At 39.0% G+C, this 23876-nt stretch carries 21 protein-coding genes; all 21 read left to right on the forward strand.

What is annotated here, in order from left to right:
* Window positions 1-43: 43 nt before the first annotated feature.
* Entirely contained in the window at window positions 44-1138 is a 1095-nt protein-coding gene (locus QWZ01_RS10105) for a glycosyltransferase family 9 protein (RefSeq protein ID WP_290323193.1), read from the forward strand.
* The gene (locus tag QWZ01_RS10110; RefSeq protein ID WP_290323194.1) at window positions 1135-2064 is read left to right on the forward strand and encodes a glycosyltransferase family 2 protein; all 930 of its coding nucleotides are present in this window, start codon (window positions 1135-1137) and stop codon (window positions 2062-2064) included. Before QWZ01_RS10105 ends, QWZ01_RS10110 begins: the two co-directional genes overlap by 4 nt.
* Before the next feature lie 17 nt (window positions 2065-2081).
* Window positions 2082-2906 (forward strand): class I SAM-dependent methyltransferase, encoded by an 825-nt coding sequence (locus QWZ01_RS10115; RefSeq protein ID WP_290323195.1) that lies wholly within the window; start codon window positions 2082-2084, stop codon window positions 2904-2906.
* Window positions 2903-3841 carry a glycosyltransferase family 2 protein gene (locus tag QWZ01_RS10120; RefSeq protein ID WP_290323196.1) on the forward strand — a complete coding sequence of 313 codons (939 nt, stop codon included), beginning with the start codon at window positions 2903-2905 and terminating at the stop codon, window positions 3839-3841. Before QWZ01_RS10115 ends, QWZ01_RS10120 begins: the two co-directional genes overlap by 4 nt.
* A gap of 106 nt (window positions 3842-3947) precedes the next feature.
* Entirely contained in the window at window positions 3948-5216 is a 1269-nt protein-coding gene (locus QWZ01_RS10125; RefSeq protein ID WP_290323197.1) for an MBOAT family O-acyltransferase, read from the forward strand.
* 59 nt (window positions 5217-5275) lie between these two features.
* The gene (locus QWZ01_RS10130; protein ID WP_290323198.1) at window positions 5276-6319 is read left to right on the forward strand and encodes a hypothetical protein; all 1044 of its coding nucleotides are present in this window, start codon (window positions 5276-5278) and stop codon (window positions 6317-6319) included.
* A 7-nt stretch (window positions 6320-6326) separates the two neighbouring features.
* The gene (locus QWZ01_RS10135; RefSeq protein WP_290323199.1) at window positions 6327-7307 is read left to right on the forward strand and encodes a glycosyltransferase family 2 protein; all 981 of its coding nucleotides are present in this window, start codon (window positions 6327-6329) and stop codon (window positions 7305-7307) included.
* A 146-nt stretch (window positions 7308-7453) separates the two neighbouring features.
* The gene (locus QWZ01_RS10140; RefSeq protein ID WP_290323200.1) at window positions 7454-8428 is read left to right on the forward strand and encodes a glycosyltransferase family 9 protein; all 975 of its coding nucleotides are present in this window, start codon (window positions 7454-7456) and stop codon (window positions 8426-8428) included.
* Complete coding sequence (locus QWZ01_RS10145; RefSeq protein WP_290323201.1) at window positions 8425-9345, forward strand: glycosyltransferase; 921 nt, start codon at window positions 8425-8427, stop codon at window positions 9343-9345. The genes QWZ01_RS10140 and QWZ01_RS10145 overlap by 4 nt, the downstream gene beginning before the upstream one ends.
* A 115-nt stretch (window positions 9346-9460) precedes the next feature.
* Window positions 9461-10270, forward strand: a complete 810-nt coding sequence (locus QWZ01_RS10150) for a hypothetical protein (protein WP_290323202.1) — start codon at window positions 9461-9463, stop codon at window positions 10268-10270.
* Window positions 10249-11256: a glycosyltransferase family 2 protein gene (locus QWZ01_RS10155; RefSeq protein WP_290323203.1), complete on the forward strand. Its 1008-nt coding sequence runs from the start codon at window positions 10249-10251 to the stop codon at window positions 11254-11256. Before QWZ01_RS10150 ends, QWZ01_RS10155 begins: the two co-directional genes overlap by 22 nt.
* Window positions 11253-11924 (forward strand): class I SAM-dependent methyltransferase, encoded by a 672-nt coding sequence (locus tag QWZ01_RS10160; RefSeq protein ID WP_290323204.1) that lies wholly within the window; start codon window positions 11253-11255, stop codon window positions 11922-11924. Before QWZ01_RS10155 ends, QWZ01_RS10160 begins: the two co-directional genes overlap by 4 nt.
* Window positions 11882-12919 (forward strand): hypothetical protein, encoded by a 1038-nt coding sequence (locus QWZ01_RS10165; RefSeq protein ID WP_290323205.1) that lies wholly within the window; start codon window positions 11882-11884, stop codon window positions 12917-12919. Before QWZ01_RS10160 ends, QWZ01_RS10165 begins: the two co-directional genes overlap by 43 nt.
* 81 nt (window positions 12920-13000) lie before the next feature.
* On the forward strand, window positions 13001-14146 hold the full coding sequence (locus QWZ01_RS10170; protein ID WP_290323206.1) for a glycosyltransferase family protein: 1146 nt from the start codon (window positions 13001-13003) through the stop codon (window positions 14144-14146).
* 269 nt (window positions 14147-14415) lie between these two features.
* Window positions 14416-15690 carry a glycosyltransferase gene (locus QWZ01_RS10175; protein ID WP_290323207.1) on the forward strand — a complete coding sequence of 425 codons (1275 nt, stop codon included), beginning with the start codon at window positions 14416-14418 and terminating at the stop codon, window positions 15688-15690.
* Between the two features lie 4 nt (window positions 15691-15694).
* A complete protein-coding gene (locus QWZ01_RS10180) occupies window positions 15695-16846 on the forward strand; it encodes a glycosyltransferase family 4 protein (protein ID WP_290323208.1) in 1152 nt (383 codons plus the stop codon).
* Window positions 16847-16850: 4 nt separating this feature from the next.
* On the forward strand, window positions 16851-18254 hold the full coding sequence (locus QWZ01_RS10185; protein WP_290323209.1) for an exosortase Y-associated Wzy-like protein: 1404 nt from the start codon (window positions 16851-16853) through the stop codon (window positions 18252-18254).
* Window positions 18255-19369: 1115 nt separating this feature from the next.
* Window positions 19370-20176 carry an O-fucosyltransferase family protein gene (locus tag QWZ01_RS10190; protein WP_290323210.1) on the forward strand — a complete coding sequence of 269 codons (807 nt, stop codon included), beginning with the start codon at window positions 19370-19372 and terminating at the stop codon, window positions 20174-20176.
* Between the two features lie 353 nt (window positions 20177-20529).
* The gene (locus QWZ01_RS10195; protein WP_290323211.1) at window positions 20530-20868 is read left to right on the forward strand and encodes a hypothetical protein; all 339 of its coding nucleotides are present in this window, start codon (window positions 20530-20532) and stop codon (window positions 20866-20868) included.
* Window positions 20868-23291 carry a GumC family protein gene (locus QWZ01_RS10200; protein WP_290323212.1) on the forward strand — a complete coding sequence of 808 codons (2424 nt, stop codon included), beginning with the start codon at window positions 20868-20870 and terminating at the stop codon, window positions 23289-23291. Before QWZ01_RS10195 ends, QWZ01_RS10200 begins: the two co-directional genes overlap by 1 nt.
* 16 nt (window positions 23292-23307) lie before the next feature.
* Window positions 23308-23823, forward strand: coding sequence for a UpxY family transcription antiterminator (locus tag QWZ01_RS10205; protein WP_290323213.1), 516 nt, complete (start codon window positions 23308-23310; stop codon window positions 23821-23823).
* Window positions 23824-23876 lie beyond the last annotated feature (53 nt).

The raw sequence follows: 23876 nt of genomic DNA on the forward strand, positions 1-23876 counted from the left end.
AATGTTATTACAAAGAGGGTATTCAAAATTCAAATTTCTGATCTTGAGGAAAATTATTCCGGTATTTGTCCGCACAATTTACTTTTTTGCTCCTATACAGCGAAAAAGCTTACTTATCATTAAAAATGATGGTATAGGTGACTATATACTTTTTAGAAATTATTTAAAAGCGATTCGAGAATCACAAAGGTTTTCCGGCTGGAAAATCTATTTGTTGACAACTCCAGCTTGTGGAAATTTTGTTCAAAATCTTGATGCAAAATATATTGACGGGTGTTTTTGGTATGAGGACGATTTCTTTTTAAAATGGAAACTGGTTAGTCTTTTGTTTCAGTTGAACCACCTGCGCCTGAATACCATCTTCTATCCTTCTTATTCTAGAAAATTTTCTGTGGATTGGCTTATTCGCTATGTGAAAGCGCTAGTCAAAATCGGGGTTGATGGCGATACAGTTAATGAACCTGCCGAGTTAAAGCTAAAAACAGATACCTACTACACGTCGCTCATTTTCACAAAAAAAGAAGTAGTTCATGAGTTTGAAAGAAACAAGCAGATAGTAGAATATCTTATCGGGCCGGTCTCGAACTTTAGCCGACCAGCTATAGAAACGACAACTCAAATCAGCAAACAAAGTAACTATATCGTCGTATTTTGTGGTGCCAGTAATTTTACCAGGCGTTGGGACCCTGCCAAGTTTCAGAACCTTTGCAGGCAATTGATCGAAGAAATGGGTGTCCACGTGATATTAACCGGTGGCAAAGATGAAATAGCTGCAAGCAAAAAAATCACTGACGGGCTTCCTTGTACTTTTTTTTCTAACGAGACTGGTCAATATTCGCTCATTCAGATTTGCGAACTGATCACCGGTGCACGACTTCTAATCACGGGTGATACCGTCGCCGTTCATATTGCTGCAAGCGTGCAAACCCCCGCTATTTGTATCTCAAAAGGTAATCATTACGGCAGATTCGTTCCATACCCGAAAGAAATATTTGACCAACTCCGTGTGGTCTTACCACCTGATTTTCAACCAAACAAACAATATTATGATAGTTGGTCTGAGCATGACATAAATGAAATCGGCGTACAGCAAGTATTATCTGCTGCCAGATCACACCTTATAAATCCTGTTTTATGAATCTCCCTGATCTTCACAAATATCGTTCAGAGTTTGAAAAAGAGGGCGTTCAATTACCCCTTCCCATTATTCCTGATTCCAGTACCGGGCTGATGGCAGGATTACCACTTCCCGCAAATGCACAATCCGGATGGCCATTCACTGAAGAAACATCATCTTTGTTATATGATCCCAGCATTTCGTGGCCGAAAATCACCATTGTTACTCCATCTTTCAACCAGGACCGTTTCATCGAACAAACAATCCGTTCGGTTCTTTTACAAAATTATCCTAACCTCGAGTATATCATTATGGACGGCGGAAGCACCGATTCAACCGTTGATACTCTAAAAAAATATGAACCGTGGATCAGTCACTGGCAAACTAAACAGGACAAAGGACAAGGACAGGCCATTAATATGGGCTTTAGCATAGCCTCAGGGGCAATTTACGGCTGGATCAATAGTGATGACTATTACCTAAAAGATACTTTTATACAGGTAGCAAAAACTTTTTTGAAAAAGAAGGCCGAATTCGTTTATGGATATGGTCTTAATTTCATACCTGCCACCAAAAGATACGAATTATCTAGGATGCTTCCGCATACTGATTATTTTATAAAAATACCTTCTCTTATACAACCGTCGACATTTTGGCTTTCAACCATTCATCAACCGATCTGGGAGGAATTACATTGCGCACTCGATTTCGAGTTATGGTTACGGCTTGTTAAAGGTAAACGTCGGGTGATGATCAGAAAATCACTTTCTGTGGCACATATTCATGACAGTGCGAAAACTTTTGACCTGAAAATGAAATCTCACTGGGAAGAAGATCACTTCAAAATTTGGTCAGAGGATGCTCATGGTCGAGTTTATGAATGGAAAAAGATTGTGTTTTTTAACCGAATCAGAATCAATATCTACAAAATATTGGGGCTGATTTAAATTTAGATTTTCAATATATGGAGCAACACTGGTCAGGCGAACGCCTGGAAACATTTGTTTTTAATGAAAACACGGTTGAACATCTACATCGGTATAGCTTGTCGCTCCCATATGCCTGCGACAAAGTCGTACTTGATATTGCTTGTGGAGAGGGCTACGGAACTAACCTACTTAGCGAAGTTGCAAAATTTGCTTTTGGGGTTGACATCTGTGAAGTGGCAATCAAGGCGGCTAGGAACAAATATAAACGACACAACTTATCTTTTCTTACCGGATCGACAGAAAAGGTGCCGCTTGAACCATCCTCTATAGATGTGGTCATTAGTTTTGAGACCATTGAGCACCATGACAGACATGACGAAATGCTGCTTGAAATCAAACGTATTTTAAAACCAGATGGTATCCTCATCATGTCGTCACCCGATAGAAAATATTACACTGACGAAACAGGTTATAACAATCCATTTCATGTCAAAGAATTATATGCCGACCAGTTCCGCAAACTGATCCTGCGATATTTCAAGAATACGACTTTCCTTAACCAACGATTTCTGACTGGCTCTGTTATGATAGCCGAGGACAGCCTTCAAGCTGCCCAGATTCATTGTGGTGATTATAACAAAATCGAGAACATGATGCTTTTTACGCCGGTTTACAATTTGGTTGTGGCTTCTGATGGCTATTACGAATTGCCAGCAACCAGTATTTTCATTGCTGACCAATTGTATAGTAAATTATCGACCGCAATCGAAGCACGGTTCAAGGCATCGGCAACATGGCAGATAGGCAGGTTCTTCATCAACCCCTTTCATGCTGTTAAACAACTTTTCAGCCGCCTTTGATTTCTGTAATTATACCTAACTATAATCACGCAAAGTTTTTGAGAAAACGGCTAGCATCTATTTTAGAGCAAACCTATCAGGACTTAGAGGTGATTATACTTGATGACTGTTCAACCGATAACAGTAGAGCTATTATCGAAGAATACCGTATCCATCCACTCGTTAAAAAGATTATTTACAATGCCCAAAACAGCGGAAGTCCTTTTATACAATGGAATAAAGGTGTCGCACTGGCTCAGGGCGATTATGTGTGGATTGCAGAAAGCGACGATTACGCAGATCAAAACATGCTAAGCAGTTGTCTTGATGCACTTATGACATCGCCATCGTCTGATTTAGCGTATTGTGACTCCTTAGAGATTGATGAACAGGACAACATCGCTGGCCGGTGGAGTCGATGGCAAGAAAAATTATCGCCAAACCTATGGACATCAGATTTTGTGATCAGTGGCCCACATTTAAACAGTACCTATAACCGTGTAGCCAATATTATCCCCAACGCAAGCTGTGTTTTATTTAGACGCAATGCTTATATGAAATCCCCTTTTCTTAAAAGAATTGAAAAACTAAAATGCACGGGGGATTGGCTAATGTGGTTTTCGATTTTGCAACACACGAATGTTTGCTATTGCCATCGTCCCCTAAACTATTTCAGATACCATCAGGCTACGACGCGATCAGACACGAATACACGATTATTGAATGTAAAAGAACATTATGAAGCTATTTATACGCTTAGTCAAATGATTCATCCGTTGTCCGATGTCAAGAATCACAAAAACAAGCTTACTGAATTATTTACGAGTTGGAATCCTTCGTTCAGGCTATTTTGGAGGAAAGAAAACCGACAAATTTTCCATTATGCGATGAAGGCTGATCCCCAAATCATCAGCAGACTATTTCACTTACTCTTGAAACGTTTACATGTCATTTAACTCACTCCTATTTCTCTTTTTTTTTATTATCGTCACAACACTTTATTATTTACTGCCGCACCGGATAAGATGGTTTTGGCTGCTGATTGCGAGTTGTTATTTTTACATGTATTTCAAACCGACATATATCCTTATTATTTTTTTCACAATCATCGTAGATTATTCGACTGCTATCCTGATCAGTTTGACCACTGGTATAAAACGAAAAATCTTTTTGATTATCAGCCTAGTAACTAATATTGGGATATTGACTTATTTTAAGTATTTCAACTTTCTCACCGAAAGCTTTAATTCATTATCCCGTCATCTGGGCGGTCCTCAAATCCCATTGCTTGACTTAGTTTTGCCTATCGGACTATCCTTTCATACGTTCCAGGCCATGAGTTATACCATAGAAGTATACCGCAATAATCAAAAACCTGAACTTCATTTTGGCCGCTACAGCTTATATGTGCTATTTTATCCGCAAATGGTTGCTGGTCCTATTGAAAGACCACAGCAATTGTTGCCACAGTTAAATAACGAGCAACGTTTTAACAAAGACCTGTTGATTCAGGGGGTGATGATGATGATTTTAGGCTTATTTAAAAAGGTGGTGATCGCCGACCGGCTTGGGATATTTGTTGATGGTGTTTTTGCCAACCCGAACCATCACTCGGCTTTGGACCTGCTTTTGGGAACCTATTTCTTTTCGTTTCAAATCTATTGTGATTTTAGCGGTTATACCGATATGGCTATTGGAGCTGGTTTAATGCTTGGCATCAGGCTAATGCAAAATTTCAACATGCCGTATTTGTCTCTAAACATTGCTGAATTCTGGAAAAGGTGGCACATATCGCTTTCAACCTGGTTTAGAGACTATCTGTACATCCCCTTAGGTGGAAACAGGGGCACATACTTACGCACCAGTTTAAACATCGTTGTTGTCTTCTTAGTCAGCGGACTGTGGCACGGGGCAAACTGTAAATATCTTATATGGGGAATGATCCATAGTGTTCTGTTGATCGCGCATCAATTGTTTAACCGCTTTAAGTTGAAAATATCCTCTAAATGGCTACGCTGGGCGATCACGTTTAATCTTATAAGCTTGACCTGGATTTTTTTTCGCGCCGATACACTGAAGGATGGTTGGGCCATTTTACATAGGATTATCACTGTCAATAACTTTAACTATACTGCAGAAAATATTATTCCATTGAAAGGCATAGTCTATTGCTGTGCTATCATCGGGGGATTGACCGCGCTGGAATGGTCACTGCGTAATCTCAGCGGATTTTCCAATTTTAAAAAAATGATCATTGGTGTGGCTTTATGTATTGGATGTTATTTCTTGGGCGTGTTTAGTGAAGCGCAGTTCATTTATTTCCAATTTTAGTGCGAAAAATAATCTCCCTGTCGGTTTTACTCGTAAACGTTTCCATACTGTTCCTTGCAATGGATCGTTCATTTATCAACCGTCTAAAGCAAGACAGGTATTTTGATCATTTATCAACCGATAGTTTCCAATATACAAACTCGCTTTATCATAGATTGATGGTGCAATCTGACCGCTGGCGCTTCGGCGATTTGTATGGACTTTGTTATCTTCCTCAATATAGGTTTGAACTCGAACCGTATAAGAAATACTTCAAAAGCGATACTACAAAAGTTACAGGGCGCGATCTTTATCTGATCGGTGACAGTTATCTTGCTGATAAACAAATGGACGGTGCATTCAAAGGCTTTGACAGGGTTATTTTTTTGGATGACCGTTTTCCCTTTGGCCCTTTAGTGCTTGACAGATCGAGGCAAAGCTATCTTGTTCTTGAATTTGCTGAGCGCAACTTAAACGAATATGACTTTGATAAGACGACGGAAACAAAATGCCTCCCCCCCGAATTGCAAACGGGGCAGAACTTGGATCTGTTGCACAAGCCTTCTGGTACAGTTCAAGCACTTTCGTTTTGGCAGCGGTTTTGTAATATATTTTTCAATAAGGATATCAGCCGCAATCTGGAAACCCTTCTCTTCGAAAACACTATTTTTACACCTTCCAAAGAATTGAAAGCTGAGCTTAATTACAAACTGATTGGCAGTTTACCGAAAGAAGTGGTAATAAGTACCGATCAGCGAAGACTATTGATGAATGCCACAGTTGACATGACAAATCAGCTATCATCATTTAGAAAATTTGATAATATGGAACTGACTGTATTGAATAAAAATCTGAACAATGCCGCAAAATATTACCGGTCTATAGGATTTAAAAAGATTTTTTTATCGGTGATACCCAACCCAGTTTCAATATATGAAGATAAGCGAATGCAGTATAACCATTTGCTGGAACGCCTTGAAAAAACCACCACCCTGCCCGTCATCTCTGTATTTGATGATTTCAAGAAAACAAAGCAAAATTTGTTTTACCGAAGTGATACTCACTGGAATCCCGACGGCTTCGATAAGTGGATCAACGCAGTTAACCATAAAAAACTTTATTAACACCATAATGCCGACTATATCTGTCATTATGCCCGTTTACAATACGGAAGACTATCTGAAAGAAGCTATTGACAGTATCTTAGCCCAGTCTTTTGGAGATTTTGAATTTTTGATCTTTAACGATGGTTCGTCGGATAATTCCCGGGAAATTGTGCTTTCGTACACCGATCAACGTATTCGTTTTTTTGATGACAATATCAATTTGGGTTATACAAGGCGGTTGAACCAAGGACTGGCTTTAGCTTCCGGAAAATACATCGCGCGCATGGATGCCGACGACATCGCTTTACCTGCCCGGTTTGAACTCCAGTACGCCTTTATGGAAAAGAACCCTGATATAACGGTGTGTGGTACTTTTTTTAATTTTACTGGAGCGGATGGTCAGTTAAGGAATTTCAACTGGGTTTCAGAAGCCGATCCCGACAGGATAAAAATTAACTTATTATTTGATTGCGCGATTTGCCATCCTACCGTAATACTGCGGAAGAATCACTTACGTACTCATAAAATACAATATAAAGTTGATTATGAACCAAGTGAAGATTATGAAATGTGGATCTCGCTATCGAGGGAATTAAAGCTGGCCAACATTCCTGAAAGGTTGCTGCATTACCGGATCAGCAAAAATCAAGTCTCGGGAAAACACAATGAAAAACAACGGCATAATAAATTGGAGTTTATTCAGGAACAATTATTGTTATTGAATATTGCACCCTTGCCTTTTGAATTACGGATTCATGATCAAATGTTCTATCCTATGATTATCATAAGTTACGATTACTTGCCCAAAATCAAACAGTGGGTCAGCAAGTTGATCGCCGCCAACGAAATTCATCAGGTTTATCATCAAGAAAAATTTGTTGAATATTTGCGGGAACTTGTTGTTTTGAATGAAGAGGCTTTCCAGCGAGCGCTTAGCCAGTCCAATTATCGCACTCGATTATTATTACGACTAAAAATACTAATCCGTTGGAATTCTATAAACTGAATTGTTTGATACTGATGCGTTTTAACCCCATTTTGCTAACATACATGCGATTTCAATGCGTACTTATATTGTTGAGTTACATATTCAGCGTCTGAGTTCCAGCTTCATTGAATATCGTTAGTACAGATAAAAGGCAGTTAAATTAAATGACGGAATCTATTCATAAACCAAGAACTAATCTGAGCAGTAATTTTAAAACAATTTTGAATACGCTATCCAGAATTTTAAAATATGGAGTACCCTCGCATATAATCGCATTCGGCCAAGCGTTGGGAGACAATCTAATACTAACTATCTTAACACGTGAACTTTATGAAAATGGATACAAAAATATCTGGATTAAAAGTGATCACGATAATATATTTTTACAAAACAACAATATTAAGCATGTGATGCCATTCGGTACGCTATTGTCAAGTACCATCCTTGGCTTACTTGGAGTAAAAATAGTATTTCCTAAATATACGTTCTATCATAAAGACACGGACAGGGATGAAATACCCAATAAACACATTGCTCTAAAAATGGCCGATCATGTGCAATTGTATGGGGCTATCAAGGTCAAACCCGTGCTCGAGCTTACAATAGAAGAGAAGCATGATGCTAAATGGGCAAAAAACAAAATCATTATCACTACCTCAACAGCTGCGGCTCTTTTCCCGATGGGCAATAAGGAATGGTCGGTTGAAAAGTATCAGCAAGTTGTTAATAGCCTGACTGGGAGATATGAAGTGATACAGTTAGGCGCGTCAACGGATACACCGCTCAGCAATGTGATCGACTTACGAGGGAAAACAACTATTCGCCAATCAGCCGCTATTTTAAGCAACGCGGCTCTATTGGTTTCGCACGTGGGTTTTATGATGCATTTAGCTCGGGCAGCAGACTGCCGTGCTGTTATCATTTATGGAGGTCGCGAAAGGCCGGACCAGTCCGGATATGACTGTTTTACAAATATTTATTCACATGTTGAATGTTCTCCCTGCTGGTTCCATAATGCATGCCCTCACCATAGGAAATGCATGCAGCTCATTTCTACTCAGGTGGTTCAAAATGCTATTTCCGCGCAACTTAAGTTCACCGGAATACCCATGAAGGCGGATATACTGATAAATAAATGAAATTTTCTGTTATTATTCCCACTTATAATCCCCATCAGGACATTTTGTCAAGAACGTTAGTTGGTTTAAAGCGACAGACAATGAAATTAGATCTATGGGAACTAATAATCATTAATAACAATTCTTCCAATAACTTTCAGCAAAATCTGAATCTCGATTGGCATCCGTCAGCCCGTCTCGTGAATGAAAATAAAAAAGGCTTAACTTATGCAAGACTTAAGGGATTTCGTGAATCAAATGCAGAGTTCATTTTGATGGTTGATGATGATAATGTCCTCAAAAGCGATTATCTTGAACAGGCGTATGATATATTCAACCGTTATCCTTACATTGGCGCAATTGGTGGAAAATCAGTGCCTTCCTTTGAAATATCCCCTCCAGATTGGCTTTCTGAATTTTACAGCATTTTAGCACTCAGAGACTTTGGAGACGAGGCACTTACGACCAGTTGGGATCATACCTATCCGGATACTGCTCCTATCGGAGCAGGTATGGCTATCCGTAGAACAGCATTAAATAGCTACATTAAAAAAATAAGCTTGGGAACAAATACAATTAGTGATCGAACACCTACCTCACTAACTTCGGGTGGCGATAATGATATTATATTAGAGATAATGAAGTCAGGTTGGCAAATTGGTTATTTTCCGCAATTGGTACTAAAACATATAATTCCTGCTGAGCGCCTGACCCCAACTTACCTAGCGCGTTTGGCTAATGACTCCAGCAAGTCGTGGGCGAAGTTATTGCAAAGCCATCGGATCAATCCATGGAAAACAATAAAGAAGAGCGGTATCTTGCCCAGAAAGATCAAAGCATGGTTTACTTATAAAGCGTGGAAAAATCATGCTTCTTACATTCGTTGGCGGGGAGCGTGCGGTTTGTTCGAAGGACTGGCAGAGGAAATTCATAGTTAAATCAATGCAGTCGCTCATAAATTTTTTGTACCGTAATCCTAAGGCAAAGTTCAGGCAGATTAACCGTTTCGGTGGCTATTCTAACTATCGAAAAATAATACGTGCACAAAGGCAAATGGAACAAGCTTCCACATACTTGCCGCCAATATCTTCATCAAAAGATGGGTTACCGATTTATTTTTTAACAGGTCACAAGTACTTTTACCAAACTCTTTTTTGCATTCGTTCATTACATTTAGTCAGTAAATGCTGTTTCAGGTTCATTTTAGTTGACGATGGCAGCTTTGATGGTCAGCTGATTGATCGTATAAAACAACAATTACCCGGTGCAACGATTGTTACCAAGGGCCAGATATTACACAACCTGCAAAATATTATCCCTCTTCATAAATATCCCCAGCTTCATCATAAAAGAGCGATCTACCCGCATATCAAAAAACTGACTGACATCCATACGCTCTCGGGTACTCCTTGGAAACTTGTACTTGACTCAGATATGCTTTTTTGGAATGATCCGGTTGCACTCACGGATTGGTTAACACAGCCTACTGGCCCATTGCACTTGATAGATTGCGACGAAGCATATGGCTACTCATCAGGTTTGATGAAAGACCTTTGCGGTGAAGAAATTAAACCACTTATCAATGTAGGCGCTATAGGACTTGACAGTTCATGCATCAACTGGGATAGTCTTGAACAATGGATTGGGTTACTCGAGGAAAAACAAGGCACAAGCTACTATTTGGAACAAGCCCTTACTGCTATGATTATCGGAGAACGACATACAATTGTGCTTGATGCAAGCCGTTACATCGTTAATCCGTGCGAAGCTGACATCACAAATCAACAAAGTGTTTTACATCATTATGTTGACCTTTCAAAAGAAGGCTATTATAAAAAGGCATGGCAAAAGACAATCCCTTAGTATCGGTTTGTATACCGGCATTTAATTGCGAAAAATCTATTGGAGAATGTCTGCAATCCATCATTAATCAGACTTATCCAAATATCGAGATTATTGTGGTTGATGACGGGTCAACTGACGGGACAAACAATGCAGCAAAGTTACATGCTCACTCGGCGCTACAAATTATTCATCAACCCAATAAAGGTGCTGCCGTAGCACGGAATGTAGCATTAACCATCGCGAAGGGAATTTACATCCAATTTATGGATGCAGATGATCTTTTAAGTCCCGATAAGATTGAAAAACAAGTAACTGCCCTATCATCCAGCAACGACAACGCTGTGGCTGTATGCAGTACCATAAATTTTTTTGACGGGACGCTGCCTTCTAGGAGTGTACCATCAGCCTATGATGAACAATTTTTAAACAGTACAAATGATCCTGTAGATTTTATGATAAGACTTTGGGGTGGATACGACTTTAAGGGATCAATGGTGCAACCTAATGCTTGGCTTACGCCAAAATCACTGATTGATAGCAAGGGCTCCTGGAATGAATGTCTCACTTTAGATGACGATGGTGAGTTTTTTGCAAGAGTTGTCCTCAATGCCGACCGTGTTGTGCGAACTGAAGGCTTTAATTATTACCGGAAATATCAATTTTCAAACGATAATCTATCATCCTTTGCAGGAAATGACGGCCTCCAAAGCCTTCTTGAATCAACATTATTAAAGAAAAAATATTTATTTGAACTACGTTCAGATGACAAGGCTTTACGCGCCGCATATCGCCAGTTGATAGAGGTCGCTATGATTGCTTACCTTGTCAGTCCACAAGTTTTCCAATGTGCTGATGCAGAATTAAAACATCTACCCATGTATAAATTCAAAAAAAATATGGGCGGAGTCGCAATAAATATATTAGCAAAAATGATGGGTTGGAAGTTCGCGAAAAGAATGCAGTTATTACGGAAGCTGTATAAATATTATTTTAATGACTTATGAAATTTGATAAAAATCTTTCAATAAATCGATATATATGGGCTGGTAACATTATTGAAATGCTATCGAAAAACCGATCTGAGGCAAGTTCATTGACCGATATAGGTGGTAGAGATGGGGCGTTGAAAGATTACTGCGATCCTCTATCTGTCAACTATCGAGGGTTTGATCTTGAACCAATGGGTGAAGCTTGTCGGAAATGGAACATCGAACAGCCGTTTCCTTATACAGATCCCAAAGCTGATATTGTTACATTGCTCGAAGTAGTTGAGCATTTGACAAACCCATGGCTAGGCATGAAAAATCTGGCAGAACATTTAAATCCAGGTGGCTATCTTTTACTAACTACTCCCAACCCATCATGGAGCAATTCCAGGATAAACCTATTGATGAAAGGCGTATTAAGTTGTTTTTCACAAAAAGATCTGGACTTAAATCATCACGTTTTTACGCCGTGGCCACATATCTTAGAAAAGATGTTATTCGATAATGGGCTTAAACCCATTGAGGCCGTAACATTGGATGGACGCACACAGATGTTTGCCAAGCCGTTATCACCCGCCAGATTCCCACTGCAGTTCGGGTTCAGATCATTAAAAAAGATGATTGAAGGGATGGATCCCTCTTCATGTGGTATGAGCTATGCTGTATTGGCACAGAAGATAAGATGATGACTCCTTTAAATATCTTTTATCAAGAACCCGATCCGGATAGATGGATAAAATATGACCGATATCCCCGAAAAGTGATCAGGCGGATTGTCCGTGGTAAATCCAAACCTGGCGGAATGATGATGTTTGCCCTTCAGTTGCTTCAGGGACTGAATAAAACTGCACACCCATATCGTTTTAATAATTTTAAGTACGCTGCCAATCATATCTGCGAGCCTGTTTGTATTGTCGGCAAACCACAAGTCTTATTAAGCAAAAATTGGAAAAATCCTATCATATTCGGTCCGGCAACTTATTCTCATCCCCTAGATTGCCCTGACCTTTTCGCACGTTATCCAACTGTCAAAAAAGTTATCGTGCCATGTAATTGGATGTATCAGATGTTTTTACCTTATTATGGCGCTGAAAATCTAATTATCTGGCCGGTAGGCATTGATACTGAAAGATGGAATCCCTTACTAAAAGAAACAAAAACGACTTACGATTTTCTAATTTATGATAAAATAAGATGGGAACACAATCATTACGAAAAAGTATTGATATCGCCTTTAATTGTTGAACTGAAAGCTCAAAATTTCACCTATGATGTTATTAAGTACGGGCATTATGACCATGACATTTTGAGTGAAAAACTATCCAAATGCAAGGCTGTTATTTTCCTTTGCGAGCATGAAACCCAAGGCCTCGCCTATCAGCAGATATTATCAACCGGCACTCCGATTTTGGCATGGGACAAAGGTGGTATGTGGAAAGATCCGGCATTTTATCCCCACTACATACAGTTTGAAGAGGTTAGCTCTGTACCGTACTGGGACAATCGTTGCGGAATGAAATTCAAGGATTTGAATACTTTTAAAGAACAATTATTTCCATTTATCAAAAATCTGAACAATGGAATCTTCGCACCCCGCGATTACATTACGGAAAACCTTGAACTGGGGAAACAAGCGCTTAAGTTTGCAGAAATTGCGCAATCAGTAAAAGATAAATTATAAAAATTTTATTTCCTCCGCGAGCACATGTGCAAAAATATTATCATTGTATCTCAAAGTCATTTATGTCGAAATCCAAGAGTGTTGAAAGAAGCGCTGGCGTTGGCTGGAGTTGGTTACCATATTACCATTCTAACAGCTATTTATAGCGATGATCTCTATCGCGAAGACCTGTCTTTACTTGCCGGTCAAAAAATAAGATACGAGATTTACAGTGACTTACGACAGCGGAATTTCCGTTCGTTCAAAGCGCGGCTAATTAAAAGAGCGGCACTGTATATGAAAAAACTAGGTATCGAAAGCATTTATCTTTTAGGTTATGATGCTTATCGTCTAAAAAAAACGATAGCACTACGAAGAGCCGGTTTGTATATTATGCACCAGGAGTTGGCAACTGTTATCGGAAGCGTTCTGGTGAAAAACCAGCGTGTAGCATTCGATATGGAGGACTGGTATTCCGAAGATTTGTTATCCCAAGCTTACAAGACCCGGCCTATAAAGCTTTTGAAAAATGCTGAAAAAACAGCCATTGAAACAGGTGCAGCATGTTACACCACTTCTATTGCTATGGCAAAAACCATGCAATCCTATTATCGAACCTTGAGACAACCTGCGGTTATTTACAATTCATTTAACTACACTGAAAGTATTGTTAGACAACCCCGGCAGGATATTTTACAACTATATTGGTTTTCCCAAACCATTGGTGAGGGTCGAGGGCTAGAGTTTTTTATCAAATGCATGGCAGAAAGTACCACCCGGTGCAGGCTGAGTTTGAGAGGGATTGTAACTGAAGCTTATCAAGCAAACCTGAGTAAACTGATCACGGCAAAAGATAGCATAGAATTTTTGCCAATGTTAAAAAACAATGAAATCCAGGCAGACATGATAAAATACGATGTAGGTTTGGCTCTTGAGTTAGAAAAGCCGCCGAATAAATACCTGACAATATCAAATAAGCTGTTTCATTACATGGCAGCAGGTTTACCGGTCATCGCTTCACACACGATGGGGCAACTAGAAATAGCTAGGCAATGTCCAGGTTTAATATTTTTGTACAAACAGAATCAATCCCATGAGCTGATTGAAATACTGAACATTATGGGTATTAAATTGCAGAACAATGAATTGACTGGCTTAAAAAGAAAAATGCTCGAGCATTACCGATCCAAATTCTCATGGCAGATTGAGGTTAATAAGCTTGTTAAGCTCATCAAAACTATTTATTGAATCAACCAGCTAGTTTACAGATCAATCTTTCCCCGGTAAATTATCCTTTGGCCAAGCAATTACTCGAGGATCAGCTTGAGATACTTTACAACATGGTTGACGAGATTCTTTTAAAGGTATAGACTCTTCCAGCGGCGTCTTTTTGCTGAGTAGCATCAACATGGTATACACCTTGATTCGCTTATCAGCAAGAATATATTTCTTCAATATCATATGACTATGACCTTTTTATGAAACTTTTTTTATACATTCCTCAATAAATCAAATAATTGTCCAAAAAACTGCTTATAATTTCCCCATACTTCCCGCCTGTCAATGCGGCCGATATGCAAAGAGTACGGATGAGTCTCCCATATTTTGCCGAAAACGGCTGGGACGTTGAAGTGGTTGCCGTCGCTCCTCAATATACCGATATTAACCAGGATGAATTACTTTTACAAACGGTACCAGACTCCGTTATCGTTCACCATGTTAAGGCATTGCGCAAGCAGTTTACTTCGAAGCTCGGCCTGGGAAGTATTGCGCTACGTTCTTTTTGGTATTACAAGCAAAAGGTCAATCACTTATTGAAAACTAGACATTACGACCTTATTTATTTCTCGACCACACAATTTCCAGTCTGTGTTTTAGGTGCCTATTGGAAAAAACGATTCGGGATACCTTATGTCATTGACCTTCAGGACCCATGGCACTCTGATTATTATTTGCACAAGAATAAGAAAGACCGGCCTCCAAAATATTGGTTCTCTTACCGACTGAATAAATACCTGGAACCAATAGCGTTGAAAAACGCTGATGGATTGATTAGCGTCTCTCAAGCTTATATTGTGCAAATCCAAACCCGCTATCCCGAAATTACGTCTATTCCTACGGCAGTAATTACCTTCGGAGGTTTCGCTGCAGATATGGGTGTTGCTCTTAGCAATCGCGGCTTGTTTAAACCGCTATTACCTGAACATACTATTAATATCGTTTATATCGGACGGGGAGGTAAGGATTTTCATTTGGCCATTTCTCCATTTTTTGAAGCATTCAGTGCAGCGATTAAAAATCATCCGAAACAGTATGCCGATTTTAGATTCCATTTCATCGGCACAAGTTACGCGACATCGGGTCAAGGCAGGCCCACCATTATGCCACTCGCGAGACAATTCGGGCTGGAATCTTTCGTAATCGAACAGACAGACCGGATCAGCTATTATCATACGCTTATCACACTACTTAAAGCTAACGCACTATTCATTCCGGGATCAGATGATCCTGCTTACACAGGGTCGAAAATTTACCCCTATCTGCTCTGTCGCAAGCCATTACTGGCAATTCTGCATAAAGAAAGCTCGGCAGGTCAGATTCTAAAAGCATGTGGGGCAGCACATGTTTACAATTATGAACATATCAGCTTAAGAGAAGTTCATTTGTTTTTTGAGGAACTGCGCTGTGGAACACTCAAAAATCCAGATTATAATGCTGCCGTTATACACCAATATTCCGCCGAAGTAATGACTAATGTCCAATCAAATTTATTTGATCAGGTTATACAATAAAAAGGTGAAAAGATTAGCTATCGTTACAACTCATCCAATTCAATATTATGCACCGCTTTTCCGACTCCTACAAGAAAGGAAGCGCATTTCCATCCGTGTCTTTTACTCTGCAGGTAACTACGGAGACCAATTCTATGATCCAGGTTTTGGACAGCATATCCGCTGGGATATTCCCTTGCTGGATGGCTATGAATACGAATGGGCAGAGAACAACGCCTCGAAACCAGGCACGCACCATTTCAGAGGAATTATCACTCCTAGCCTTCCGGCCCAGATCACTTCTTGGCAACCAAACGCACTGCTAGTTATTGGCTGGGCTTTTCAAAGTCATTTGCAAACACTCAGACATTTTAGCGGCAAGCTTCCCATCTATTTTCGTGGTGATTCAACGTTACTGGATGAAGATAAAAACTTAAAAGAAAAGCTCAAATACCTTTTGCTCCGTCGAATATATCGTCACGTTGACCATGCTTTTTATGTAGGTACAGCAAATAAAGCTTATTTCCAGAAATACGGATTCAAAGACGAACAGTTGAGTTTTACCCCTCATGCGGTGGATAACGAACGCTTTAGCCTTAAGAGGTTGGAAGAAGCCCGCCAGTTGCGTACACAACTAAACATTCCTGAAGAAGCGATCGTAATTCTGTTTTCGGGAAAGTTCGAAGAGAAAAAATCCCCTATCCTACTACTTCAGGCATACTTAGAATCATCCGTTCGAGGTACGCATTTGCTTTTTTGCGGAGCCGGAAAGCTCGAAAGCAAGCTACGGCATTTGGCAAACGGACACCCTCATATACATTTTTTGCCTTTTCAAACACAGTCTTTCATGCCGGTTATTTATAATTGCTGTGATCTATTCTGCCTCCCATCAGGTGGACCCGAAGAGAGCTGGGGGTTGGCAGTAAATGAAGCGATGGCTGTTGGCAAAGCAGTGCTCGTTTCCGACAAGACCGGTTGTGCCACTGATTTGGTTTCTTCAAAAAACGGAGCGATCTTTTCAAGTAATAATAGAAAAGCGTTAGCCCAACAATTAAAAATGATGACCCCATCGCTGGAATTCCTACGTAATCTTGGAAGAAATTCTCAAAAAATTATTCAGGACTGGAACTTTACTGCAATAGCCGTTGAAATTGAGCGCAAACTAATCGAGGATTAAATACATGAAAAATAAAGAAGCGCCGGTTAAATATTTGCCGCTATTTTTGCCATGGATCATTGCTACATTAATCTCTGGATCGTCAACTGTATCCTATCTGGTGGCATGGCTTGGCTCCTTCTTTATTTTTTTCATGAGTTATTCCGGATCAATGAAGCCATTACCTGATGATCTCCCAATTTCCAGACAAATCATGAGGCCAATCTTTCTAGTGCAAATCATATTTGCGGGTTATATGTGTTGTACGTCAATTTTCTACGTGATGAACATTTATGGCTATCATAACTTTCAGAAGATATATGCTGTAGTGGATGAAAATCAACTTGCACTGGCAGCGGCTTGTCAACGCTACTACTGCCTTGGTCATGCTTCATTTACGACCGGCTTGCTGTGTTTTATCGATTATCGCTTTAAAAAAAATTATGCATTAGCCAAACTGGATTTTGCAGATTTATTGTTTTGGGCAGCGGTCATCTCGTTTCCTTTGTCCATTATCTTTCTAGTCATTCCCGGACTGTCTCAGTTTTCAAATCAGTTTACCTCGCTCAGTTTTATTGGTTGTACAGTTGCACTTGCTTTTGCGATTCCTAGAAAAAAAATTTTAAACACGCTAATCTGCTTGTTCCTTTATATTTCAAACTTCCTTACGGCTTTGACCTCGGGCTTTAAGGAGCCTATCTTATTAAGCGTATTAGTTCTCGGCATTTTCTTATATCCGACCTATAAACGAATGGTTCTGATCACATTTGTACCTGCAATACTCTTTCTCTTTCTGGTTTTGCCGACGTATGCTGCTGTCTTCCGTCAGAGTGCCTGGACGGGGGCAGAAAACGCAGAAGAAGCCAAATCGGAAGCACTGGATGCGGCCCTTAATAAAGAATCTGTAGCCGACGAAACTACGTGGGATTTTTTGGTTTATCGCCTAAGTGAAATTGATATGTTCACCCAGTTCATCGAAACTACACCTGCAAAAATTCATTATTATAACTTTGACCTGATCAAACAAGCTTTTATTGTTTTGGTTCCCAGGATCTTTTGGTCATCAAAACCGAACACTGAACAACTTGTGATGCAACGCGTTTACGCCGCCGGTGTCATCAATCCGAACTCGACTGTTTCTGCTAAACCAGCTTATGTTGTCGATGCCTACTTATCGGGAGGGGCGGTAGGAGTCTTTTTAAGTCTCTTTATTTACGGAGCCATAGTTCAATTAATTTCTTTAAGAGCAGAATCCCTCTTTGGCGGTTATGAAATAGGTACAGCGCTAATCTTTTCCGGACTCTTTCAAATCTTCTGGAGGGGTTTGAGTTTTGAATTCATTTTTAATAACGTGTTTTGGGGATATTGCACCATGATCCTTATTGCCGATATATTACGCAACAAAAACATACTAAAAGAAGTCGATTAGACTTCAACTATCAAAGCAGAACTTCTGACCAAAAACCAAAGGTGAATAATTCAGTGTATTGACTATCAACTTAGGTGAGATGCCTTATTTCCTGTTGAGAAGCTTTTTAAAATTCTATACATGGGTAATTTTCGAAACTTTCTCATGACCTTTCTCGGTTGTCCTACTTGATTCACAATTGAAGCATACCAACCCAAACAGCTAATTTTTGCAGACAATTAATATCATGGAATTCGTCAGTGCAGATAAGAACTGGTATCTTTGTTACAGCACCAACACACGGAACCGAACAAATCACTTTGGATAAGCGTCGTAGTTTTACATAATCAGTGATTAGATTCAGCACGGTCTTTCCAATTGGTAGAAATTGTCAGAAATATCATTTAAATTCAGTTACAATTTGGAAATCTGCTGATAGTTTGAAGTGAATAAACACAGCTGCTCCTATATTAAACTTCTAATCTTATTCTGGTTCTCACCAACCATCATCAGACCGTCACAAAATCCCCCAATTAGATCAGTTATTCTGGTCTGGTTTCTAAAATCGCGGCTCATTCCCATCTATATGCGTAATTGGTGATCTATATAGTTCTGGATGTTCACCCTATTCTCGGACTATCTTTAATTGATCTAAAGAGCATTGCGTTTCCAAAGCAGTTCTTTGTACGCTGTTTCAGTAAAGACAATATAGCTTTGCGGAAATATTCAAGTTCACCATAAAAAAAGAGGCTTAGCATACAAATTTCTTAGGCTTTTAACTTATTTACTAAAGCAGTGATCCTGCTAACAATCATAGGAGCTTATTTATGAAAATTGTTCGTTTTTAACGAGGTACGGCAAAATCAAGCTAACTTAGAAATATCTACAGCTACGAATAATCACAAGGTCGATCCCTGTGCTTTTTACACGATCCATATAAAATATCAGAGAACTTAAGATTTTAAATGCTCTTATCCAAGATGCTTTTTTGCTTTTGTACTAATTTGGAAGAACTCGTTCTAAATATATTTACAATAATCAGTAACTGATTTGAGTAGGTCATGACGAAAGTGCTGAATACCTGAAAAATTGATTCAATATTTCAATTTTATTATATTAATCTTAACAATTCTGCAATGATAATATTAGAACCACTTGGTGGTTTAGCTAATCGCATTAGGGTAATTGCTACGGCAATTTCTTTAAAGAAACAATTGAATCAACCGTTATCTGTGGTCTGGAACGAAAATCATGAATTGAACTGCGCCTTTCATTTGTTGTTTGAACCAATTCACGAGTTTAAAATAGTATCAAAAAAACGCGTTTATAGAAACATCTGTAGTTCTGTACAACCAGATTTGAAATGCAGAATCAAGGCAGCTCTAAAAAATAGACTTACCGGAGTAGATTATGTCATTACTGAACGAGATTTTCCAATGGACAACATAACCGAAAGACTCTTGGGTTATGGAGATATTTACATCCAAACCTGCCAATGTCTCAACGATAATCAGGAAAATTTTAAATTGTTCAAGCCTGCTGTTGAAGTTGCCTATAAGATAGATAACGCATTGCAAAAATTTTCTCCAAACACCATTGGCATACAAATTAGGAGGACGGACAACGAGATGTCTATAATTAATAGCCCGATTGAGCTCTTTATTAGCCAAATGCATAAAGAAGTTGCCAAGGACAAATCCGTTACCTTTTTTTTGACAACCGATGACCAAGACGTGGAAAGGCAGGTTATTAACATTTTTGGCGAATATATTGTTTCCCACGCCAAAGAATTGAGCCGTAATACGGTAAGAGGTATGCAAGATGCTGCTACGGATTTGTTCACGCTGTCAAGAACTCAGAAAATACTCGGTTCTTATTGGAGTTCATTTGCCGAAGTAGCAGCGTGGATGGGTAATATTCCATTAGAGGTAGTCAAAAAGTAGTATATAGACATTACTTAGATAATTTGCCATTTGAGCATTCTTACTTTGCCTAAAATATCAAGTCAGAGAGCCTCCTCAGCTCAGTCACTATTATCAGGAATACAGTTTAGCGCTTGCTCTATTCAATACAAAAGCAAGGTGTCCTGAACCAGTCTGCACGACATTCTCTTCTTTTTAAATTAACGTCTCGCATGCAGATAGATAAATAGCTGCTTGTCTTTTCTGAGTGAAGAATTTACTTTGAGAGCGCTTTTAATACTAAAACAGCTAAACAAATTAAGATGATTTATCGTAAAAATTGATTAAAAAAACTCATAGTCAATTAAAAATCGTAAACTTGAAATTAACGGTTTTTGAAAAAAGGCAATGCAATTACAAATTTAACAACAGACAGAATTACTTTGGTTGAAATGATAAGTGAAGCAGATGGCCTTACAGCAAAAGCAAACTTTAAACGTGCGCATCATGTGTACGGAGAACAATTCAATATGCGGATAAAATTAATCAGCCGCAATAATAGCAGGCTTATCGATAACCTCTATCCTGCCCTTCAGAGCAGCTATATTGGAAGTATAAATCAAAACAAACAGGTTATGCACAATGAAAGCCTTAGAAAATTTTTGACTGTTACTCGACCTGCGTTGCTTTCACTAAATACTGTTTTGATTAGTTTCACGATCTCACATCGCTAATGGAAGAAATTTCAAAAACGCAAAGAAAGCTACTTACCCAGGAAATCGATTATTTTAAGATCGCCAAAATATTGTTGAGCCGCTGGTATTGGATAGCTGCATCTGTTGGTTTAACTGTGATAATTTCCTATACGTATTTATGGTATACACCCAAAACGTATGCTTCTTCAGGCACATTAAAAATTGAAGAGAAGAAATCAGAAATTTCGGACATCATCACTGTAATGAGTGTTCCAGACCGTGGACCTTCAAAAATACAAAGTATCACCACGGTATTACAGAGCCGTAATCTAATACTAAATGCTATTAAAAAACTGGACTATCGGATTAGTTTTTATCTCATGGGGCGTGTTCGAACGACTGAACTATACCCCGCAAAACCACTCGACATTGACCTAATTAAGTTTGACAGTTTGAACTTTTATCATGATCAAATCAGTTTTAAATCTGTAAATCAAAACTCATTTGAACTAACATATGCCATTGCGGGTAAAGAAGTTCAAAAAAAATATGATTACGGTTCAACTGTAGACATCGGCCCAACAAGTTTTTCCATAAAATACCCAGGTGTTCTGAGTAAAAACACAACTTATTTATTCAAATTCAACATACCTGAAGACTATATTAATCGTGTGAGAGGGGGTTTGCAGATGGGTGAAACTGCAAAAAACTCCAATATCATAGGGCTGCAGGTAACCGACTCTAACCCGCAATTTGCCTCCGATATACTAAATAATATTATGACCGAATATGTTACTTTCGATCGTAATCAAAAGGCGCAGTCGGCCTCGCAGATGATAGATTTTATTGACAGCCAGCTATCTTTCCTCTCAACCGAAGTAAAGGGTTCTGAAAACTCCATTGAAAAGTATAAGAAAAAATCAAAGATCGTTGATATATCCACAGCATCCAGTAAATCAACAACCCAGGCTGCTGAAATAGAATCAAGCCAGGCGCTATTAAAAATACAACTCATCGCACTCGACCAGCTCAAGGATCAAATCACAAGAGAAAAAAATAATGTAAACTTTAACTTTACTAATATCGGTACAACTAATCCTACACTGGAATTAGCTATAACTAAACTTGATAATCTAATTCAGGAAAGAGATGCCCTGCTAAAAACATATAACGCTGATTCTAAACCGATAATTGATATCAACCAAAAATTGCTACAAATTAAGGTTACCGCGCTTAATAATATCAAAGATATGCGCAGCGGTATTGAAAAAAACATGGATTTTCTTAACGGTCAGCTTGCCCAAGTAAATGAGGCTTTAATGGCCATGCCGGCGGCCCAGCGCGATATGGTAAGCCTGCAACGTGATTTTGAGATCAATGACAAAGTCTATTCGTTCTTATCAGAAAAGAAACTTGAAGCCCAGATAAGTCGGGCCGGTATATTGCCTGGTGCCACGATCATCGAGCTTTCGCAGCCTAACTTTGCAGCAGTATCACCTAATGAGCGGGACATACATCGTTCCGCTATTATCTTGGGACTGGCCATAGGTCTCGGGTTGATCATCGTTGTAAGGGTGCTCAATCCCTATATTTATGATAAGGAAACCATCGAGAGCCTTACCACTATACCCATCCTTGGTGTGATTAGGAAATTCCAGGACCCTATTGATGAGGACAACAGTGAAATCTTAGCACTCATTAAACCCAGGTCTATATTTGCAGAGTCGGTGAGGTCAGTACGTACTAATCTAAACTTTCTTTCTTCCGAAAAACAGCACAAAGTTATATGTGTCACATCAGAAGTTGCCGGAGAAGGGAAATCATTTGTTGCTGTTAATTTATCAAGCACGCTTTCTCTTATTGACAAAAAAGTTATCCTTATTGGTGCGGATCTACGGCGTTCACGACTTCATAAAACCTTCCGGGTTAATAATGATAAGGGATTAAGTAATTACCTGGCTCATCAAATTGAAATGGAAGATATCATTCTCCATTCAGAGCATAAAAATCTTGATTTTATACCTTCCGGTCCGGTACCACCAAATCCTTCTGAATTATTACATAGCGAGAGAATGCGTGTTCTGATTGACCAGTTAAAGTTAAAGTATGATATCGTCATGATAGATACCGCTCCTATCGGCTTGGTCTCTGATGCCATTCCGCTTATTAGTATGAGCGACATTAATGTATTTGTGATAAGATCAGGTAAATCAAAATTTTATGCAGCCTCTATACCACAGCGTATATCACAGGAGTATCAGCTCAACAACACAGTGATTGTACTCAACGCGTATGCAGAAGAAGTTCTGCATTCCAGGTATTATACAACAAAATTTAGCGGTGAGGGCGCTGGTTCTCACTATTATTATTATTCCGATTACAGTGGGTACGAAGATTCTGGCTATTATCTGAACGATGAAAAGAGCCCATGGTGGAAAATAGGACGATGGTTTAAAAAATAAATATATATCATTTAATATGAATTTAAGAACAAGCGTAACGGCAAAAAAATGGTATCCTGTATATACACATCCACGTGCTGAAAAAAAAACACTTGAGGCATTAACCAGTAAAGGGATTCAAACCTACCTTCCTCTTCACCGTCAGCTCAAAAAATGGAGTGACCGTAACAAATGGGTAGAAGAGCCATTGATCAAGTCTTATGTATTTGTAAACATAGCCGAACATGAACAGGCTGCCGTATTAATGACCAAAGGAATTTCCCGTTTTTTATATTTTTCGGGTAAACCTGCTTCGATGCCTGACCGACAGATCAGCGAATTAAAACTATTAATGGCAAGCTCTTTTGAGCTTGAAATTGTAGAAGAAGATCTTCAGCCTGGTGAAAAAATAATCATTAAAGCGGGTCCATTAAAAGGAATGATTGGAGAAGTGGTATCACGCCGGTCTCAAAAACAACTTATTTTAAGATTGGAAAGTATAGGTCGCTCTATTATAGTACATGTTGCGGCATCGTTTATTGAACGTTTTTAGACAGATCAGTAATAAATTTCCAGTTATACACTAACCGGAAATAACGTAAGACA

The organism is Mucilaginibacter aquaedulcis (assembly GCF_030409325.1).
GTDB lineage: Bacteria > Bacteroidota > Bacteroidia > Sphingobacteriales > Sphingobacteriaceae > Mucilaginibacter > Mucilaginibacter aquaedulcis.

Bases quoted from the DNA above. Each gene is read 5' to 3' on its own strand.
- QWZ01_RS10200 (WP_290323212.1), top strand. From the start codon at position 20,868: ATGGAAGAAATTTCAAAAACGCAAAGAAAGCTACTTACCCAGGAAATC.
- QWZ01_RS10150 (WP_290323202.1), top strand. From the start codon at position 9,461: ATGGAACAAGCTTCCACATACTTGCCGCCAATATCTTCATCAAAAGAT.
- QWZ01_RS10190 (WP_290323210.1), top strand. From the start codon at position 19,370: ATGATAATATTAGAACCACTTGGTGGTTTAGCTAATCGCATTAGGGTA.
- QWZ01_RS10125 (WP_290323197.1), top strand. From the start codon at position 3,948: ATGTATTTCAAACCGACATATATCCTTATTATTTTTTTCACAATCATC.
- QWZ01_RS10155 (WP_290323203.1), top strand. From the start codon at position 10,249: ATGGCAAAAGACAATCCCTTAGTATCGGTTTGTATACCGGCATTTAAT.
- QWZ01_RS10165 (WP_290323205.1), top strand. From the start codon at position 11,882: ATGTGGTATGAGCTATGCTGTATTGGCACAGAAGATAAGATGATGACT.
- QWZ01_RS10140 (WP_290323200.1), top strand. From the start codon at position 7,454: ATGACGGAATCTATTCATAAACCAAGAACTAATCTGAGCAGTAATTTT.
- QWZ01_RS10185 (WP_290323209.1), top strand. From the start codon at position 16,851: ATGAAAAATAAAGAAGCGCCGGTTAAATATTTGCCGCTATTTTTGCCA.
- QWZ01_RS10205 (WP_290323213.1), top strand. From the start codon at position 23,308: ATGAATTTAAGAACAAGCGTAACGGCAAAAAAATGGTATCCTGTATAT.
- QWZ01_RS10135 (WP_290323199.1), top strand. From the start codon at position 6,327: ATGCCGACTATATCTGTCATTATGCCCGTTTACAATACGGAAGACTAT.
- QWZ01_RS10145 (WP_290323201.1), top strand. From the start codon at position 8,425: ATGAAATTTTCTGTTATTATTCCCACTTATAATCCCCATCAGGACATT.
- QWZ01_RS10130 (WP_290323198.1), top strand. From the start codon at position 5,276: ATGGATCGTTCATTTATCAACCGTCTAAAGCAAGACAGGTATTTTGAT.
- QWZ01_RS10110 (WP_290323194.1), top strand. From the start codon at position 1,135: ATGAATCTCCCTGATCTTCACAAATATCGTTCAGAGTTTGAAAAAGAG.
- QWZ01_RS10115 (WP_290323195.1), top strand. From the start codon at position 2,082: ATGGAGCAACACTGGTCAGGCGAACGCCTGGAAACATTTGTTTTTAAT.
- QWZ01_RS10160 (WP_290323204.1), top strand. From the start codon at position 11,253: ATGAAATTTGATAAAAATCTTTCAATAAATCGATATATATGGGCTGGT.